Below are 17,491 nucleotides of genomic sequence, written 5' to 3'. Positions count from 1 at the left end.
GTGACCGATCTCGGAAGTTTACACATGTCCTGGTCGCAACTCAGGCGTGTTTACCGGGCTTGATCAGTGTTGCCTTAAAGAGCGAGCGCCGAGGCTTCAGGAAATGGCTATACTTTTTTATTCCTTTAGGCCTTGTGCACTGCATGAGTGCCTTGAATCCGGGCTTCGTGTGCCGAAGGGGGATCGCGATGCAGATCTTGAACGCGGTTGACCGGATCGAAGTCCAAGTCCTCGTCGACAATGTCACCGATAGCCTTTCCACTGCCCCGTCAAACGTGACGCTCGAATGGCCTGCGTTGATGCGCGCAGGAATGCGGGAATTGGCAGGGTCGTGTCAATGCTGCGCCAACCATGGCCTGGCGCACGTCATCACCGCTTATCGAGGCGGTACGCAACACACGATGCTGTTTGATGGCGGACCCGTGGAGTTTGCGATCGAGTACAACGGCACCCGCCTCGGCATCGATTTCGGCGCCATTGAAGCTGTCGTCCTGTCGCACGGCCACTGGGATCATGCGGGCGGCCTGCCGATGGCATTCGATCTCATCCAGAAGGGCAACGGCGGTCGGCCGGTTGCTTGCTACCTGCACCCCGGCATGTTCCGCAAGCGCGCACTACCGCTGCCGGGCGGCGAACTGTTGCCCATCCACGACATCCCGTCGGCAGACGAACTGTCCGCGCGCGGCGCCGCCGTGATTACTACGGTGGAACCCCAGACGTTCCTGGACGACATGTTCTTCGTGAGTGGCGAGATCCCGCGCGTCACGCCCTACGAGAAGGGCTTTCCCGGACATATGCGACGGAGTGAAGACGGAAAGTCCTGGGAACCCGATCCGCTGATCATGGACGAGCGATTCGTCGCCGCACATGTGAAGGACAAAGGGATCGTCGTCTTTACGGCGTGCTCGCATGCGGGTGTGGTCAATGTCCTGAAGCACGCGCAGACGTGCTTTCCCTCGGTGCCCCTCTACGCCGTCGCGGGCGGCTTTCACCTCGCAGGCGTGAACGAGAAGATCATCGCCGAATCGGTGCGCGACTTGGGCGAGTTCGGCCTCAAGCTGATCGCGCCCGGCCACTGCACGGGCTGGCGCGCTGTCAACGCGCTTGTCGGGGCGTTTGGGGAAAACGTGGTCGTCCCGGTAGCGGTGGGGAAAATCTTCGCAATCTAGCGAGCTGGCATAGGGGTTAGGCAGTCTTGACTGACACGCGTTGATCCCTCTGCTTCAAAATGTTCCGAACGGCCACAAAGGTCGCCGGGCGGAAAGTTTCAGTGTCATCCCGGATTGTCGCGCGTCGGCCCGGGAGCCGACGCTCGCCAACTTTGACTGAGCGGCTCATACGGGTCAGCTAGGGAAGTTCGGCGGCGGTGTCGGGCAAGCCGCGCGTTGTATGGCAACGCACCGTGCAAACGCGTATGCAGCGCCGAAGGCGAAAGTGGGAACTTGTTTTCCGGCCCGAGCTTGAGCGTATCGACGCCGCGTTGCAGCGAGCCGGAACCGATACGACGCAGCCGCTACATGCGCCCGTCAAAAGGAGCGACGAGAAAGAAGCCTAAAAAAAGCCGACGTCCTGATACAGCGTCGGCCAATGGATTCTGACTACGAGGGCCAGTCAGAACCCGAGAGATGATTAGCAATTGACCGGATGACTACGCCGTGCCGCGCAGCGAGTCATCCACTATACGTTGCCCGGCGCTGAACCCGTGCATGAGGGCGTCTGCCTCCGTGCCAAACCGTCCGCCGTCCGCGTCTGTAACTCGAAGCGGCGAGATCCTGCCCGCCATGCTCCCGTCAAATATCTCCACGAGGCTCGTAAATCCCGCCTCTCTTATCAACAGTCCATGGGGAGAGGGCTCAGCATGCGGCTCGACTGTGACCCGGACCATGCAGCTTTTGTAAAGATAAGTGCGATGCATTTGGTCGCTTCCACTCGGGCTGGTTGGTCGAGCGTAGCATCGGGTGGTAGTGCCACCTGATGCTAACCAGGATGAGGTCAGTTCGCCTAACGTGGGTGAATAGCCAAATTATGGGCGACACACTTACGTACGCCACTGGTAAATGCACCAGTACGGCATCGATTGAGGGTTGGGGCGGACGGTTGATTACAGCGACGCCCACGAAAATAGGCCAGGCGTCCCGATACTGCGTCTGGCCCGTTCAAGGCGGTGCTGGCGGCGAGGAGTTAGAGCCGCCAGCACCCGCTGCCATGCTCATTCGTTCGAGCATCCGGCGTGCCCGGAACGCAGGGCGACGCCATGTGATGTAGCGCAGATTCGATCGTTCGCTACATGACACAGATTCGTTGCCTTCCGACACAGCTACAATTTTCCCGCGACGCTGCACAGGACTGCACCGTATACGCGGCTAAGTCGTTGATCCGTATGGAGTAGTGTCACACCGCACAGGCAACGGTTGAAGCACGAAGGCAATTCGCGGATGCCAGCGAAAAGCCAAACGCACAGGGGGCAACGCCTGAAGCACGAAGGCAAACCGCGGATGCCAGCGCAAAGCCCCAAAAACCCAAAGCCAAAAGCGTCGCAGACAAAAACCATAGGAGCAAAAATGTTCAGCGCATCACTCTTCCTCACCACCGCAGGCGTAGGCCTCGCAGTAGCCGCACCAGTCGGCCCCATGGGCATGCTCTGCATCCGCCGGACGCTCACGGACGGCCCCCGTGCGGGGCTCGCAATCGGCCTGGGCATAGCCGGCGGCGACGCCATCTACGGCCTGATTGCCGCGCTAGGCCTGGTGAGCGTATCGCATTTCATGCTGGCCTACGACAAGCCGCTCCACATCATCGCAGGACTATTCCTGCTCTATCTCGGCATCCGCACGATGCTACAAAAAGTCCCCGCCGACAACGGCAACAACGGCGAAGGCAAGCTCGCGAACATCGGTCACTCAGGCGCAGTGAAGGCGTTTGCAAGCGCCCTGCTGCTCACTCTGACCAATCCGCAAACGGTCATCATGTTCGCCGCCCTCTTCACGACGCTCGCGCCGCGCGGACCGTTTTCATCGAGTGTCGCGTTCACGACCGTGCTCGGCGTGTTCTGCGGATCGATCGCGTGGTGGTGCTTCCTGGTGACGGCCGTGTCGCTCGCGCGGCATGCGATCGGCCACAAGCTGCGCGTGATCATCGACCGCATCGCGGGGCTGGCACTGGCCGTGTTCGGCATCATCGAGGTCAAGCGCGCAATCTGACCGCTATAAGAGGCAATTCACGCGCGGGCGGTCCGCCCTCACGCCCGCGCAAACCGCGCCCGCCACAACCCATCAAGCGAATACAGCGCGAGCGCAATCCAGATCGCGCCATAGCCGATCAGCTGCGCCTGCCCGAACGGCTCGCGGTAGATCAGCACGCCAATGATCAGCTGCAGCGACGGCGTCACATACTGGATCAGACCGAGCATCGACAGCGGAATGCGCCGCGCGCCCGCCGCGAACAGCAAAAGCGGCACGGCCGTGATCGGCCCGGCCAGCGCAAGCAGCACCTTCACGCCGAATGACGCCGCGCCGAACCCGCTCTCGCCATGCGACGACGCAAAAAACAGGTAAAGCACAGCGACGGGAAAGAGCAGCACCGTTTCCAGCGTCAGCCCTTCGAGCGCGCCCAACTGCGCCGTCTTGCGCAGCAGGCCATAGCCCGCGAAGCTGAACGCGAGCGCAAGGCTGATCCACGGCGGATGGCCGTTTTCCCACGTCAGGTACAGCACGCCGCACGCCGCTACCGCGACGGAAAGCCACTGCACGCGCCGCAGCCGCTCGCCGAGAAACGCAAGGCCAAACAGCACGTTGATCAGCGGATTGATGAAATAGCCGAGACTCGCCTCGACGATATGCCCCGCGTTGACGGCCCAGATATAGATGCCCCAGTTCGTCGACAGCAACAGCGCGCTCGCGGCGAAACGAACCAGCAGCCGGCGATCGCGCAGCACAGGCGCAAGCCACCGCCACTGCTGCCGCACAGTGAGCACGATGAAGAGAAACAGCATCGACCACACCATCCGGTGCGCCAGCATCTCGACAGGCGAAATCTGATGCAGCGACTTGAAGTAGACGGGGAACAGTCCCCACAAGGTGAACGCGAGCAATGCGTAGGCGACGCCGGGATTCATTTTTATCGATCTGCGGATGGGAAGGCACGGGACAGCAGAGGCAGAAGCGGCGCGCTGACGTGCCATTCGGCAAAGCCTCGGCGCCCGAATCGCTTATTGTAAGCCGTCTGTCGGGACAGCCTGATACACAGCATCCGCCCGGGTTCGTACGCGATAGCGCCGGTTTTGCGACAATAGCGGTCTTTCGCCGCGCCGCCAGCCAGCATGAACGCCCGATGGGATCATCTGAAAGGCAGCAAGACGCACGGCTACCGGCAAGCTCGCCCGCAACCCTTTACGACCGTCCGCGGTCCGCGCAATGGCACTTCCCCATATCGATCTCCTGTTTTCCGCGTCGGGTCTGTTCGTCGGCTTTCTGGTCGGACTGACGGGCGTAGGCGGCGGCTCGCTGATGACGCCGATCCTCGTGCTGCTGTTCAACGTCCATCCGGCGACGGCCGTTGGCACGGACCTGCTGTACGCCGCCGCGACCAAGGCGACGGGCACGCTCGTGCATGGGGTGAAGGGTTCGATCGACTGGCAGGTGACCTTGCGCCTTGCCGCGGGCAGCGTGCCCGCCGCCACCATCACGCTGATCCTGCTGCACCGCTACGGGATGACCTCGACGCGCGGCGGACATCTGATCTCTCTCGTGCTCGGCGTGGCGCTGCTGATCACCGCGATCGCGCTGATATTCCGGCCGCAGTTGACGAAGCTCGCGGCTTCGCGCAAGCGCGCGACGGGTCAGGGCAGCACGCTCGGGCTGACGATGCTCACGGGCGCGATCCTCGGCGTGCTGGTGTCGTTGACCTCGGTCGGCGCGGGCGCGATCGGCGTCACCGTGCTGCTGCTGCTCTATCCGATGCTGCCGACCATGCGCATCGTCGGCTCCGATATCGCGCACGCCGTGCCGCTCACGCTGCTCGCGGGCGCGGGGCACTGGCTGCTCGGTTCGATCGACTGGTCGATGCTGCTGTCGCTGCTGGTCGGCTCGCTGCCGGGCATCGTGATCGGCAGCTTTCTGTCGTCGAAAGCCCCCGAAAAGTTGTTGCGCAATCTCCTCGCCGCGACGCTGACGCTCGTCGGCGCGCGACTCGTCCTGTCCTGACGGCGAGCGGGCCCGTACGCCCGCCGCGCGTGGCGGATCACCTGCATCACTTGAAGAAGCGGCAGTTCAGGTCGGTTTCGAACTGCCGGACCCAGTGGCCAGCCGTGTCCTCGTGATACGACTGCGCCCAGCCGCCGCGCCGGATCGTCAGAAGACGCGAGCGATGCGACGCGTCGTCGGGATCATCGCTCGCGCTGATGTCGAAATGCGCGGGCGCGAAGCCGTGCCGCGCGCACACCAGCTCGAACGCCGCGCGCTCGCCGATGGGAAGGTCGGTGTAGGTGAAGCGGATCGTGTCCATGGCCGTCGCTCCGTGAAGCATCGTCGATAACTTCACAGTACTGCACCCGACGGGTAAATAGTGTGTCACGGCGCACAAGAACGAACGTCCGTCGCGTTTGGGCGACGGCTAGCGCACAGTCGGTTCCCAGCTTGCGCGATACGCCCCGATTCCTGTCACGCGCATGTCACGCGACCCGCCGTTTCTGGTGCAATGGATGGCGAGCCGCTTCCTCTATCACATCACTTCGGCACGTTCACCGCGCCCGCTCCCACCTGAATCGCGTCCGAACCCGGACTCGCCGAAATCGCGGGGAGGTTGGCTGTCGTCAGCGCGGGCGCGGCGCCTGCCGTGCCGCCGCGCGGCACCGTTCGGATCACCTGCGACGGCGGCAGCGCCGCGCCGCCCTTCAGGTGATTCCACATCAGGTTCAGCGCCTGGATGTTGTAGTAATGCACCGGGATGAAGCGCGTATCGAAGCCGGACACGCTCAGGAACGCGTCGAAGTGCTGGCCGTTCAGCACTTCATAGAACGCGAGCTGGCTCTTCGAGCCTTCCGTGATGCTGTTCATCGCCAGATACGCGCGCGACGCATGGGCATGCGTGGTCAACACCCGCGTCGTCGTGATCCAGAGACATTCATAGGCAGGCGACGCCCGCCGCACTTACCCTAAAACAGCCGAAAACGCCCGCCACGCGAGGCTCGCCGCGTCTGCACGTGCGATGTCCACGCAAAGAGACGCTACGCGGGTGGTCCCGTTTCGTAGAGCCAAGGCTGCCTTCGCTTGCGTATTGCCGCGCACGCCTTGACACCCGCGCTGGATGCGCGCGCAACGAAGCGCCGCCCAAAACGAAACGGGCTCCCGTTGGAAACGGGAGCCCGCTTGTCATTCTGACCGGTAAGCATGCCGCAACATTGCAGTGTGCCGTTCGTCAGGTGACCGGCTGGCCGCTGCCCGCGAGCCGGATCATGGTCCGGCCTGCGCCGGCGCGGCCCTAGCCGCTTATTGCTGCTGGACGTTGATCTTGTTCGACACCGACGTCACGCCAGCCACGCCCTTCGCGACTTCGCCAGCCTGCTGGATCTGGTTGTTGTCGGGGGCCGTGCCCGTCAGCGTGACTGCGCCGCCACGGGCGCGAACGTTGATGTTCGACACGTCGAGGCCTTGCGCCTTCGCGAGGGCCGAGCGGACCCTCTTGCCCAGCGCGCGGTTTTCCGACTTGGCGGCCTTCGAATTGGCGGCGGGTGCAGTTGCTGTCGTGCCGGTGGACGTGGAGTCGCTTGCCTGGGCATACGTGTGGCATGCGACAACCATTGCGACAACACCACCCAGTGCCTTCAGAAAATCGACCGATTTCATACCTTCTCCTTTTTGCTTGGTTTGGACCGCGTTTGACTGCGGCTTGGTTACGACTACGAGAGGCCCGACTGCACGCGCGCGCGAAGGCGCGACGAGGCATGGCGAGCCAGGAGCGTTGACACGGTCTGCGAGAGAGGCATTGGAAAGGATGACGGCCGGCGCGATCCAGCGCGCAGCGGTGCATGACACCGGCCGTGCGCCGCGCAGTTGGCAGCGTGCCCTGGTCTCGTCAGTCTCGCCGGGTCGCGCTGCGCCAACGTCGATGCGCGGCAGCGTTGCCAATGTAATCTAGCCGCGCAAGTTCTGCAAAGGATATCGCGCGTCCTGCACGGTTCCTGTTGCAGCCTGTTCCCGTCCAGTGCAAAACGAAACGGCCGTGCCGGGCGTGCTTCAACGGCCCGCCGTGTGTGCGCCGAAAGCTGCATCCCATCTTTCCAGGTCACTTTTTGTTACGCGTTTACGACCCCGCGAGCCCGCCGCACGCGCCGCCGCAGCATCAATCTCCTGTACCATCGGCGCGAATTCATCCGACCGCACAATCATTTCCATGAAGCCTTCCGACGGACGTCGCCCGGAACGCCCCTCTGACCGCAAGCCACCGCCCCGCCTCGTCGCCCGCTTCGTGGCGATCTCGTGGCGCGATCTCGCTGTATCGTTCGGCCCCATCCTGATAATCAGCGCAATTGCGATCTACGTCGCCGTGCGGCTGATCCAACCCGCCCCGCCCAACACGCTGACGATTGCAGCCGGCCCCAAGGGCAGCACCTTCTGGGTCGCCGCGCAGAAGTACAAGGAAATCCTCGCGCGCAACCGCATCACGCTCAACGTGCTGGAGACGGAAGGCTCGCTCGACAACTACCGCCGGCTGACCGACCCGCACGCGGACATCGACGTCGGCTTCGTACAGGACGGCATCGCGCCGTCGAAAACAACTGACGATCTGATGTCGCTCGGCAGCGTCTCGTATGTGCCCGTGGCGATCTTCTATCGCGGGCCGATGATCACGCTGCTGTCCGAGTTCAAGGGCAAGCGCATCGCGATCGGCGCCGAAGGCAGCGGCACGCGCGAGCTCGCGCTGCAGCTCCTGAAGGCAAATGGCATCACGCCCGACGGCCCGACGAAGCTGCTGCCGCTGTCCGGTGACGACGCTGCCAAAGCGCTGACGGAAGGCAAAATCGACGCGGCGATCCTGACGGGCGACTCCGCGCAGCCGCCCGTGATGGGCAAGCTGTATCGCACGGCGGGCGTGCAGTTCTACGACTTCACTCAGGCCCCCGCCTACGCGAAGCGCTTCCCGTATCTGACGCAGATCGAGATGCCGATGGGATCGTTCGATCTCGGCAAAAACCTGCCGTCGACCACGTTGCACATGATCGCGCCGACGGCCGAACTGGTCGCGCGCGATTCGCTGCATCCCGCGTTGTCCGATCTGCTGATCGACGCGGCGCACGAAGTGCACGGCAAGGCGACGGCGTTGCAGCGGGCGGGCGAATTCCCCGCGCCGCTCGCACAGGACTTCCCGATCAGCGAGGACGCCGCCCGCTACTACAAGTCGGGCAAGAGCTTCCTGTACCGCGTGCTGCCGTTCTGGCTGGCGAGCCTCGCGGACCGGCTGCTGGTCGTGCTCGTGCCGATCATCGTCGTGCTGATTCCGGGGCTGCGGCTCGTGCCGTCGCTGTATGCGTGGCGCGTGAAGTCGCGCATCTACCGCTGGTACGGCGCGCTGATCGCGATCGAGCGCGAGGCGCTCAACGAAACATCGGCGGCCGAGCGCGAGGCACTCATCGTGCGGCTCGACAAGATCGAGGAATCGGTCAACGGTCTGAAGATGCCGCTTGCGTATGCGGATCAGTTCTATGTGCTGCGCGAGCATATCGGCTTCGTGCGTGCGCGCCTCACGCGCGATTCTGACGCGGCGGCGGCGCGCGAAGCATCGGACGCGGCAGGTGCGGCTGACAAGCGTGCTGCGGCAGATGAAGGCCCCCCCGCCGTCGGCCGCGCCGAAGCCCGTTCGGCAATGCACGAGAGCCACGCGGCGCAAGAACATCACGACAATCCCGACAGCCACCAAAGCCACGATAGCGACGCCAGGCCCGGCGGCGACCGTCCTGCCCACACCTCATGACCGCCGTTGGCGCGTACGCCGAACCCGCGCCGCAGCAACGCTGGCCGGGGCAACGCCATTTTGTCAATGGTGCGCACCCGGCTTGCTCCGCGTAAGATCGAAACAATCAGAACGGGCCGGAGCGCTGCATCGCCGACGGCCCGCCGACTCCGGCAACCGGGAGACATCATGACCGATGGCATCGACGCCACGCAGCCACTGTGGTTTTACGACTTTGTCTCACCGTTCTCGTATCTGCTGCTCGAACAGCACGACAAATGGCCTGGGCTGCCGTTCGTGCTGACGCCCGTGTTGCTGAACGATCTATATCGCCACTGGGGCCAGCGAATCGCCTACGACGTGCCCGCGAAACGCATTTTCACGTACCGGTATGCGCTTTTTCGCGCGGAGCAACTGGGTATTCCGTTCCGCATGCCGCCCGCGCATCCATTTGATTCGACCAAGCCCATGCTGTTGTCCATTGCGCTCGGCTCGGACCTGCAAACGGTGCGAGAAATTTTCCGCTTCATCTGGCGGGACGGACGCGACCCGTCGAGCGCCGATGGCTTCGCCGCGCTGTGCGAAAAGCTGAACGTGCCGAATGGCCAGGAGCTGATCGAGCGCGAGGCGACGCGCGCGCAGCTGATGCGCCAGAGTACCGACGCCATCGCGATCGGCGTGTTCGGCGTGCCGACGTTCTGGCTGAACAAGCAGTTGTTCTGGGGCGAAGACGCGCTGCCCATGGTGCTCTATTGCGCCCGTACGCCGAACTGGCTTGATTCGAAGGAAGTGAAGCGGATCACGTCGCTGCCATCGGCGCTGGTGAAGGCCTGAGCGCGCATGCCGTCGTCCGCAAATCGGCGACGGGCACGCGGCGGGTTCGCCGCCGTTCATGGTGTGATGTAGCGTCGCGCCCAGCAAGTGGGCGGATCGCCGGCCGTGATGCCCGTCATAGGGCATGCGCTATGGCCCGCGCAGGGCAAAACGGCCTAAGGTTATAGCTTCGCGCGCGCATGCGGCGAGGCGTCGGGCACAAGCACGCCGCTGCATCGCAATGCACCGTTCGACACAAGCATTCGAAAGCCTTCAACGGGCCTCCCGCCCCGCCGATTCATGGACGACGACAACGCCGCATCACTCGATATCTGGCTCGTGCGCGTGCTGCGCACGCTGCTCGTCGAGCGCAGCGTCACACAGACCGCGTTACGGCTGAACCAGACGCAGCCGGCTATCAGCACCGCGCTGCGCAAGCTGCGCGAGACGCTGAACGATCCGATTCTCGTGCGCGGCAAGTCGGGCATGGTGCCGACGGAATACGGCGAATCGCTGCTCGCGTCGGTGCAGAAGGTATTGCGCGATGTCGATTTCGTCGCGACGCCGCATGGCGACTTCGAGCCGGAGCGCTCGCGCCGCACGTTCCGCATCGCCGCGCCCGACTATCTGAACGACTTCTTCATGCCGACCGTGATCGCGCAATTCCGCGAGGCGGCGCCGCATGCGCGGCTCGAGATCGAGTCGCTCGGGCCGCTGCTCGATCATGCGTCCGCGCTCGATGCGGGCGAGCTCGATCTGGTGATCGGCAACTGGCCGAAGCCCGACGCGCGCTTCGAGCGCAGCGATCTGTTCTCCGATACCGTCGTGTGCATGATGCGTGCCGATCATCCGCTTGCGAAAGCGCCGCTCACGCGCGACGCCTATCTCGCCGCGCCGCATCTCGCGCCCGCGCATTACAGCGGCGCGCGCGGCGGTGCGATCGATACGGGCTTCGCGCGCGCGCATGCGGCGAGGCGCATCGTCGCGACACTTCCGTACTTCGGGCTCGTGCCGCAAGTGTTGCTGCAATCGGATCTCATCTTCACGACGACGCGCCGCTTCGCGCTGCATTACGCGGAGATGCTGCCGCTGGCTGTCGTCGATGTGCCGATTCCGTTTCCGCGCATCAAGTGCTATCAGATGTGGCATCCGCAGCCGGACCGGCCTAGCGATATTGAATGGTTGCGCAGCTTGATGGCGCAGGTGTCGGAGATGCTGGTGGCGAAGAAGGCAAGGCGTGCGCGGGGAGCGGCGAAGGAACTTAAGGGGGAGAAAAAAACGGACGCCGCGAGTTTGCCCGCTGCGCCCGTTGGAGGAACCGGTCAGTAAATCACGCGTCGACGCAATCCGCTTCCTGAACCGACGCAAAATCTGCCAGCGAAACTTGCTGCGACCTCACCTGCAACAGTTCCGCACACACCGCCACCGCAATCGACATCGGCGCCTTGTCGACGATACCCGGCACGCCAATCGGGCACGTCATCTCGAACAGCCGCTGCGGATCGACACCGCGATCGAGCAAACGCCGCTCGAACTTCACGCGCTTCGTCTTCGAGCCAATCATCCCGAAGTACGCAAAATCGCGCCGCCGCATGATGCGCTCGGTAAGCGCGAAATCGAGCGCGTGGTTGTGCGTCATCACGAGAAAGAACGCGCCAGCAGGCGCTTCGTCGACGACAGCATCGGGCGTGTCCGTCGCTTCGATCTGCACGTTCGCGGGCACTTCGTCGGGGAACAGTTCGTCGCGTTCGTCCACCCATTGCACGACACACGGCAGGCGGCCAAGCAGCGCGACGAGCGCATGCCCGACATGGCCCGCGCCGAACAGCACGATGTGCATCGGCGGCGGCAGCTGCGTCGCGTGGCCACTGCGCCGGCCAACCTGAACCGGTATCTGCGCGAAAGTCGGAACGTGCATCATGGCGAACGCCCTCTTCTGAAGTTTAGTGTCCAGCAGCGCGAACAGCACGGACAGCCTTGAGGATTTCCTCGCCGGTCGCGGGCGCGTTCAGCGGCGGATTCACCTTGTAATCGCCAACAGCAGCAACGGCATCGCGGATTGCGAAGAACACCGAGAACGGCAGCAACAACGGCGGCTCGCCCGTCGCCTTCGAACGGTGGACGCTGTCCTCCACATTGCGGTTCTTGAAGAGCCGCACGCGAAAATCGGGCGGTGTGTCGTTGACGGTCGGGATCTTGTAGGTGGACGGCGCGTGCGTCATCAGCTTGCCGCCCGCGTTCCACCACAACTCTTCCGTCGTCAGCCAACCCATGCCCTGAATGAAGCCGCCTTCGACCTGGCCGACATCGATAGCAGGATTCAGCGACGCGCCAACGTCATGCAACGCATCGGCACGCAGCACGCGCATTTCGCCCGTCAGCGTATCGATCACGACTTCCGACACAGCCGCGCCATACGAGTAATAGAAGAACGGCCGGCCTTGCAGCTTCGCCTGATCCCAGTAGAGCTTCGGCGTCGCGTAGAAGCCATCGGACCACAACTGCACGCGCGCGAGATACGCCTTCGCGATCACTTCCTCGAACGGCACGATGGCGTCACCAACCAGCACGCAATCGCCCGCGAAACGCACCTGCGCCGACGTCACCTCGCCCGCGCCGAACTTCCCGGCGGCGAATGTGGCAAGACGCTCGCGCAACTGGCGCGCGGCATCCTGTGCGGCCTTGCCGTTCAGGTCCGAACCCGTCGATGCCGCCGTCGCCGATGTATTCGCCACCTTCGACGTATCCGTCGCCGTCACGCGCACGCGGCTGAAGTTCACGCCAAGCTCATGCGCGACGACCTGCGCGACCTTCGTGTTCAAGCCCTGACCCATCTCCGTGCCGCCGTGATTCACGAGCACCGAGCCATCGGTATAGATATGAACGAGCGCGCCCGCCTGGTTGAAGTGCGTCACATTGAACGCGATGCCGAACTTGCAAGGCGTGAGCGCGAGCCCCTTCTTCAGCACTTCGTTGTTGCGGTTGAATTCGAGAATCTCGGCACGGCGCCGACGGTAATCGCTGGTTGCTTCGAGTTCGTCGATCAGTTCGTGAATCACGTTGTCTTCGACGATCTGCCCATACGGCGTCTGGTTGCGTTCGGTCTTGCCGTACAGGTTGCGGCGGCGCACGTCGAGCGAATCCTTGCCGAGCGAGCGCGCCACGTCGTCCATGATGTACTCGATCGCGAACGCGCCCTGCGGACCGCCGAAACCGCGAAATGCCGTATTCGACTGCGTGTTCGTCTTGCCGCAGAAACCGTCGATGGCGACGTCGGACAGGAAGTACGCGTTATCGAAGTGGCACACGGCGCGCGTCATCACGGGGCCGGACAGGTCGGCGGAGAAGCCGCAGCGCGAAGTCATGTCGACGGACACGCCTTCGATCAACCCTTCGTCGTCGTAGCCGACGTCATACGTGTAGTGGAAATCGTGGCGCTTGCCCGTGATCATCATGTCGTCGTCGCGGTCCGGGCGCAGCTTCACCGGACACAACAGCTTCCACGCCGCGAGCGACGCGCAGCATGCGAACATGCTCGATTGCGATTCCTTGCCACCGAAGCCGCCGCCCATGCGCCGGCACTCGACCATCACATTGTGCGAATGAACGCCGAGCATATGCGAGACGAGATGCTGCATTTCGGTCGGGTGCTGGGTCGAGCAATACACGAGCATGCCGTCGTCGTCCTTCGGCACCGCGTAGGAAATCTGCCCTTCCAGATAGAACTGCTCCTGGCCGCCGAGCAGCATTTCGCCCGCTTCACGATGCACTGCGCGTTGCAGTTTCGATGCGGCATCGCCGCGCGCAAGCTTCATCGGCGGAATCACGCTCTGGTTCGCGGCGCGCGCCTGCTGCGCCGTCAGCACGGCGGGCAGTTCCTCGAACTCGATGTCCGCGCGACGTGCGCCGAGCCGTGCCGCATCGTGCGACGTCGCAACGACGATGAACATCGGCTGCCCGACATACTGGACGATGCCGTCGGCGAGGATCGGATCGTCGCCCTTGACGATCGGCGCGCAGTCGTTATGGCCGGGAATATCGCCCGCCGTGAACACGGCGACGACGCCGGGCGTCGCGCGCACTTTATCGAACGACATCGACAGGATTTTCGCGTGCGCTTTCGGCGACGTGCCGAGCGCCGCGTGCAGCGTGCCGGCGAGTTCGGGGATGTCGTCGGTGTAGGTCGCGCGGCCGCTCACGTGCAGATGCGCGGATTCATGCGGACGCGACACGTGGACTTGCGTGAAATCGGCGAGTTCTTTCGCGTCCTTCAGGAACGGTTCGGCTTGCTGGTTCATTCTGTTGGTTCTCCGTTTCCTTTTTGTCCGTCAGGCCGCAGCGCCTGCTGCCAGTACCGCGCGCACATCGAGTGCACTCTTTTGCAGCGGATTGTTCGGGCGCGTCTCAAGCCAGAAGCGGTACAGCGTGTTCGTTGCGGCTTCGAGGCGATAGTCGCTGGTCGCGCGCATGTCGCTGAGCGGCTGATAGTCCTTCGCGAGCGCGAGCATTGCGATCTGCGCGGTTGCTTCGTGCCACTCGTTGTCGGCGAGCGCGGCTTCCGCATGCGCCGCGCGCTTCGGCGTCGCGGCCATGCCGCCAAACGCGATGCGCGGCTCGCGGATCGTCTCGCCATCGGCGATGAACGAGAACGCGGCGCACACGGCGGAAATATCCGAGTCGAAGCGCTTCGAAATCTTGTACGTGCGGAACTGGAAGTGCTTGCGTGCCTCGTTGCGCGCGGGCACCTTCAGGCCGACGACGAACTCGTGTTCGGCCATATCCTTCTTCTGATACGCCAGATACAGGTCTTCGAGCGCCAGTTCGCGTTCGATCTCGCCGCCGCGCAGCACCACGCGCGCGCCGAGCGCGATCAGTCCCGGCATCGAGTCGCCAATGGGCGAACCGTTCGCGACATTGCCGCCGATCGTGCCCGCGTTGCGGATCGGCAGCGACGCGAAGCGCTGCCACATCTCGGTGAGTTCGGGGTATTGCTTCGCCAGTTCGGCGTACGCGCTTTCGACCGTGACGCCCGCGCCGATCTCGATCCAATCGTCCGTCACGTTGATCTTCTGCATTTCCGCGATCTGGCCGACGTACACGATATGGCCGAGGTCCCGCATCATCTTCGTGACCCACAGGCCGATGTCAGTGCTGCCGGCAAGAATGCGCGTTGTGGGTGCGTCGGCCTTGATCTTCGCGAGCGCGGCGACGGTGCGCGGCGCGTCGAACTGCTGGCCGTTGCGTTCGTAGTGGAAGGTTTCGCCGCGTTCGAGCGTTGCTAGCTTGTCGGCGAGCGCCTTGACGTCGACGGGTGCTTTCGGCGCGGGCAACTCGAACATGCGCTCGGCCGCTTCGATGATCGGGCGATAGCCGGTGCAGCGGCACAGGTTTCCCGTCAGCGCATTGGCGATATCGGCGCGGTTCGGCACGGTCTTGTTCGCGCACGAATGCTCGTGGCCGTGCTTCTCGTACATCGACCACATCGACATCACGAAACCCGGCGTGCAGAACCCGCACTGCGAGCCGTGACACTCGACCATCGCCTCCTGCACGGGATGCAGGCTGCCGTCTGGCTGGCGCAGGTCTTCGACGGTGAAGAGCGCCTTGCCGTCGAGCGTCGGCAGGAACTGGATGCACGCGTTGACCGTCTTGAAGCTGACGCCGCCCGCGTCGTTGCGCTCGCCGATCACGACGGTGCACGCGCCGCAGTCGCCTTCCGCGCAGCCTTCCTTGGTGCCCGTGCAGCGCGCGTCTTCGCGCAGGTATTGAAGGACGGTGCGGGTGACGGGTGCGTCGGTGATCTCACGGATCGCGTTGCGATGGTAGAAGCGGATCGGCTGGCTCATGTCTCGTGCTCGTTTCGGTTGTTCGCGTCCACGTGGGGCGTGCGGACGGTGCGGCTGATGGTTCGAAAAGTAGCATCATCAATATTCACAACCCATAGGTCCGATCGCATGGAGGACATATAGCTGGAGCGATAAATTGAGACGGGCGCGGACGGTTTGGCTTATATGTAAATGTCTGTTTAGTTGTATTTTTATCAAATATAGCTTTAATCGGACACAGAATGCTGAACCTGTGTTGTCGGAAAGAGTGTCTGAACGTCAGAAAAATTGAAGGAAAACCGTCAAATATCCGTTTAAGCCCGTTGTTCAGACCAGAAAATTATTAAGCAAACCCTGCAAGTGAATCGGTTCCATGGGAAAATCACGGCTTCCCGCCAAATTCAAGTCTCGTTTTCCCCATGTCCGCCGACTCCGCTACACCGCGCAGCGAATTTGCGACCACTTTGCAGATCATTCCGGTCGTTTTTTTCACCTTTCTTTGTTACCTGACGATCGGCATTCCGCTCGCGGTGCTGCCGGGTTACGTCCACGACGACCTTGGCTACAGCGCGGTGATCGCGGGTCTGGCGATCAGCGTGCAGTACTTCGCGACGCTTGCTTCGCGTCCGCTCGCCGGACGTTCGGCGGATACGCTCGGGCCGAAGAAGACGGTGACGATTGGTCTGATCGGCTGCGGCGTGAGCGGCGTGCTGTTGCTGCTGGCCGTGCTGCTTGGCCGGTGGCCGACGCTGAGTCTGAGTCTGCTGGTGCTAAGCCGGCTCGTGCTGGGCTTCGGCGAAAGCCTGTGCGGCACGGGCGCGATCCTGTGGGGCATCGGGCGGGTCGGCACGACGAACAATGCGCGCGTGATCTCGTGGAACGGCATCGCGACGTATGGCGCGCTCGCGATTGGGGCGCCGCTGGGCGTCGCGATTGCGCATAGCGTGGGGTTTTTTGCGCTTGGGGTTGTGGTGATTGTGCTTGCGGCGCTGGGGTTCTATCTGGCGCGCCTGATTGCGGCTGTACCCGTTGTGCATGGCGAGCGGATGTCGTATCGCAGTGTGTTTACCCGTGTGCTGCCGCACGGGATTGGGCTTGCGCTTGGGTCGGCTGGGTTTGGGTCTATCGCGACGTTCATCACGCTGTTTTATGCGGCGAATCATTGGCCTAACGCGGCGTTGTCGTTGACCGTGTTTGGCACGCTGTTTATCGGTGCGCGGTTGCTGTTTGCTAATACGATCAAGACGTATGGCGGTTTTCGCGTCGCGATTGCTTCGTTTTCTTTTGAGTGCGTTGGGCTGTTGTTGCTGTGGCTCGCGCCTGAGCCGCATGTTGCGCTTGCGGGCGCTGCGTTGACCGGGTTCGGGTTTGCCTTGGTGTTTCCGGCGCTCGGCGTCGAGGCGGTTGGGCTTGTGCCGCCCGCTAGCCGGGGCGCGGCGTTGTCGGCTTATTCGGTCTTTCTCGATCTGTCGTTGGGGATTACTGGGCCGCTGGCCGGGTTTATTGCTGGTGAGTTTGGATATGGGTCAGTGTTCCTGTTCGCTGCTGTTGCTGCGGCGGCGGCTGTTGCGCTGTCTACTATGCTTTATTTGCGCAATGCGCGGACCCCGAATGCGCCTGCGGCGGCTTGATGTTGGCGCTTGCAGCGGGGGCGTCTAGGTTTGTGCGTTCGGTGCCGTAGCGGTTGGGCTGTTTATGGTTTTGCCGCTGGCATCCGCGTTTTGTCTTCGTGGCGCGGCCGGTTTGGTTGTTCTAGTCTGTGCGCTGGCATCCGCGTTTTGCCTTTGTGGCGCGGCCGGTTTGGTTGTTCTAGCCTGTGCGCCGGCATCCGCGTTTTGCCTTCGTGGCGCGGGCGGCTTGGTTGATCTGGCCTTTGCGGTGGCATCCGCGTTTTGTCTTCGTGGCGC

Annotated in this window: 14 protein-coding genes and 1 pseudogene; 7 read left to right on the top strand and 8 right to left on the bottom strand. The window is 63.2% G+C overall.

The genetic code is table 11. The features are described from left to right. Window positions 1-188: 188 nt before the first annotated feature. Both SB822_RS49160 and SB822_RS49155 read left to right on the top strand, forming a co-directional pair. A complete protein-coding gene (locus SB822_RS49160; protein WP_410858161.1) occupies window positions 189-1,169 on the top strand; it encodes an MBL fold metallo-hydrolase in 981 nt (326 codons plus the stop codon). A gap of 1,392 nt (window positions 1,170-2,561) precedes the next feature. Continuing rightward, a complete protein-coding gene (locus SB822_RS49155; protein ID WP_410858160.1) occupies window positions 2,562-3,200 on the top strand; it encodes a LysE family translocator in 639 nt (212 codons plus the stop codon). 38 nt (window positions 3,201-3,238) lie between these two features. Here the strand turns inward: SB822_RS49155 and rarD are convergent, their stop codons facing one another. Continuing rightward, the gene (gene rarD, locus SB822_RS49150) at window positions 3,239-4,114 is read right to left on the bottom strand and encodes an EamA family transporter RarD (RefSeq protein ID WP_007589170.1); all 876 of its coding nucleotides are present in this window, start codon (window positions 4,112-4,114) and stop codon (window positions 3,239-3,241) included. A 298-nt stretch (window positions 4,115-4,412) separates the two neighbouring features. Between rarD and SB822_RS49145 the strand changes: the two genes are divergently transcribed. Continuing rightward, window positions 4,413-5,201 (top strand): sulfite exporter TauE/SafE family protein, encoded by a 789-nt coding sequence (locus SB822_RS49145; protein ID WP_410858159.1) that lies wholly within the window; start codon window positions 4,413-4,415, stop codon window positions 5,199-5,201. 46 nt (window positions 5,202-5,247) lie between these two features. Here SB822_RS49145 and SB822_RS49140 read toward each other — a convergent pair whose 3' ends face one another. The 4 genes and pseudogenes from SB822_RS49140 to SB822_RS49125 form a co-directional block, all read right to left on the bottom strand. Next, window positions 5,248-5,502: a hypothetical protein gene (locus SB822_RS49140; RefSeq protein WP_007589174.1), complete on the bottom strand. Its 255-nt coding sequence runs from the start codon at window positions 5,500-5,502 to the stop codon at window positions 5,248-5,250. A 221-nt stretch (window positions 5,503-5,723) separates the two neighbouring features. Beyond that, a pseudogene (locus tag SB822_RS49135) lies at window positions 5,724-6,077 on the bottom strand (3-hydroxybutyrate oligomer hydrolase family protein); the annotation flags it as partial. Window positions 6,078-6,485: 408 nt separating this feature from the next. Continuing rightward, window positions 6,486-6,842: a BON domain-containing protein gene (locus SB822_RS49130; RefSeq protein WP_410858158.1), complete on the bottom strand. Its 357-nt coding sequence runs from the start codon at window positions 6,840-6,842 to the stop codon at window positions 6,486-6,488. 390 nt (window positions 6,843-7,232) lie between these two features. Further along, window positions 7,233-7,391 (bottom strand): hypothetical protein, encoded by a 159-nt coding sequence (locus SB822_RS49125; RefSeq protein ID WP_165778941.1) that lies wholly within the window; start codon window positions 7,389-7,391, stop codon window positions 7,233-7,235. On the opposite strand from SB822_RS49125, the gene SB822_RS49120 reads away from it, so the two are divergent. From SB822_RS49120 to SB822_RS49110, 3 genes are all read left to right on the top strand, one after another. Then, window positions 7,390-8,967 carry a TAXI family TRAP transporter solute-binding subunit gene (locus SB822_RS49120; RefSeq protein ID WP_410858157.1) on the top strand — a complete coding sequence of 526 codons (1,578 nt, stop codon included), beginning with the start codon at window positions 7,390-7,392 and terminating at the stop codon, window positions 8,965-8,967. The two genes, SB822_RS49125 and SB822_RS49120, sit on opposite strands and share 2 nt — an antisense overlap. A gap of 168 nt (window positions 8,968-9,135) precedes the next feature. Then, complete coding sequence (locus tag SB822_RS49115; RefSeq protein ID WP_007586181.1) at window positions 9,136-9,780, top strand: 2-hydroxychromene-2-carboxylate isomerase; 645 nt, start codon at window positions 9,136-9,138, stop codon at window positions 9,778-9,780. A gap of 279 nt (window positions 9,781-10,059) precedes the next feature. Continuing rightward, window positions 10,060-11,088 (top strand): LysR substrate-binding domain-containing protein, encoded by a 1,029-nt coding sequence (locus SB822_RS49110; protein WP_086909542.1) that lies wholly within the window; start codon window positions 10,060-10,062, stop codon window positions 11,086-11,088. Window position 11,089: 1 nt separating this feature from the next. Here the strand turns inward: SB822_RS49110 and xdhC are convergent, their stop codons facing one another. Genes xdhC through xdhA form a run of 3 tightly spaced genes read right to left on the bottom strand, consistent with a single transcriptional unit; the run spans window position 11,090 to window position 15,605 of the window. Then, complete coding sequence (gene xdhC / locus SB822_RS49105) at window positions 11,090-11,680, bottom strand: xanthine dehydrogenase accessory protein XdhC (RefSeq protein ID WP_410858156.1); 591 nt, start codon at window positions 11,678-11,680, stop codon at window positions 11,090-11,092. A gap of 22 nt (window positions 11,681-11,702) precedes the next feature. Then, window positions 11,703-14,057, bottom strand: coding sequence for a xanthine dehydrogenase molybdopterin binding subunit (gene xdhB / locus SB822_RS49100; RefSeq protein ID WP_410858155.1), 2,355 nt, complete (start codon window positions 14,055-14,057; stop codon window positions 11,703-11,705). Window positions 14,058-14,087: 30 nt separating this feature from the next. Further along, a complete protein-coding gene (xdhA, locus tag SB822_RS49095) occupies window positions 14,088-15,605 on the bottom strand; it encodes a xanthine dehydrogenase small subunit (RefSeq protein WP_410858154.1) in 1,518 nt (505 codons plus the stop codon). A 398-nt stretch (window positions 15,606-16,003) separates the two neighbouring features. Between xdhA and SB822_RS49090 the strand changes: the two genes are divergently transcribed. Further along, window positions 16,004-17,215, top strand: coding sequence for an MFS transporter (locus tag SB822_RS49090; RefSeq protein WP_007738195.1), 1,212 nt, complete (start codon window positions 16,004-16,006; stop codon window positions 17,213-17,215). Window positions 17,216-17,491 lie beyond the last annotated feature (276 nt).

The sequence above is a fragment of the Paraburkholderia sp. SIMBA_054 genome (genome assembly GCF_046534875.1).
GTDB lineage: Bacteria > Pseudomonadota > Gammaproteobacteria > Burkholderiales > Burkholderiaceae > Paraburkholderia > Paraburkholderia hospita.
The sequence above is the reverse complement of the archived record's forward strand: the minus strand, read 5'-3'. Positions and strand labels throughout refer to the sequence as shown.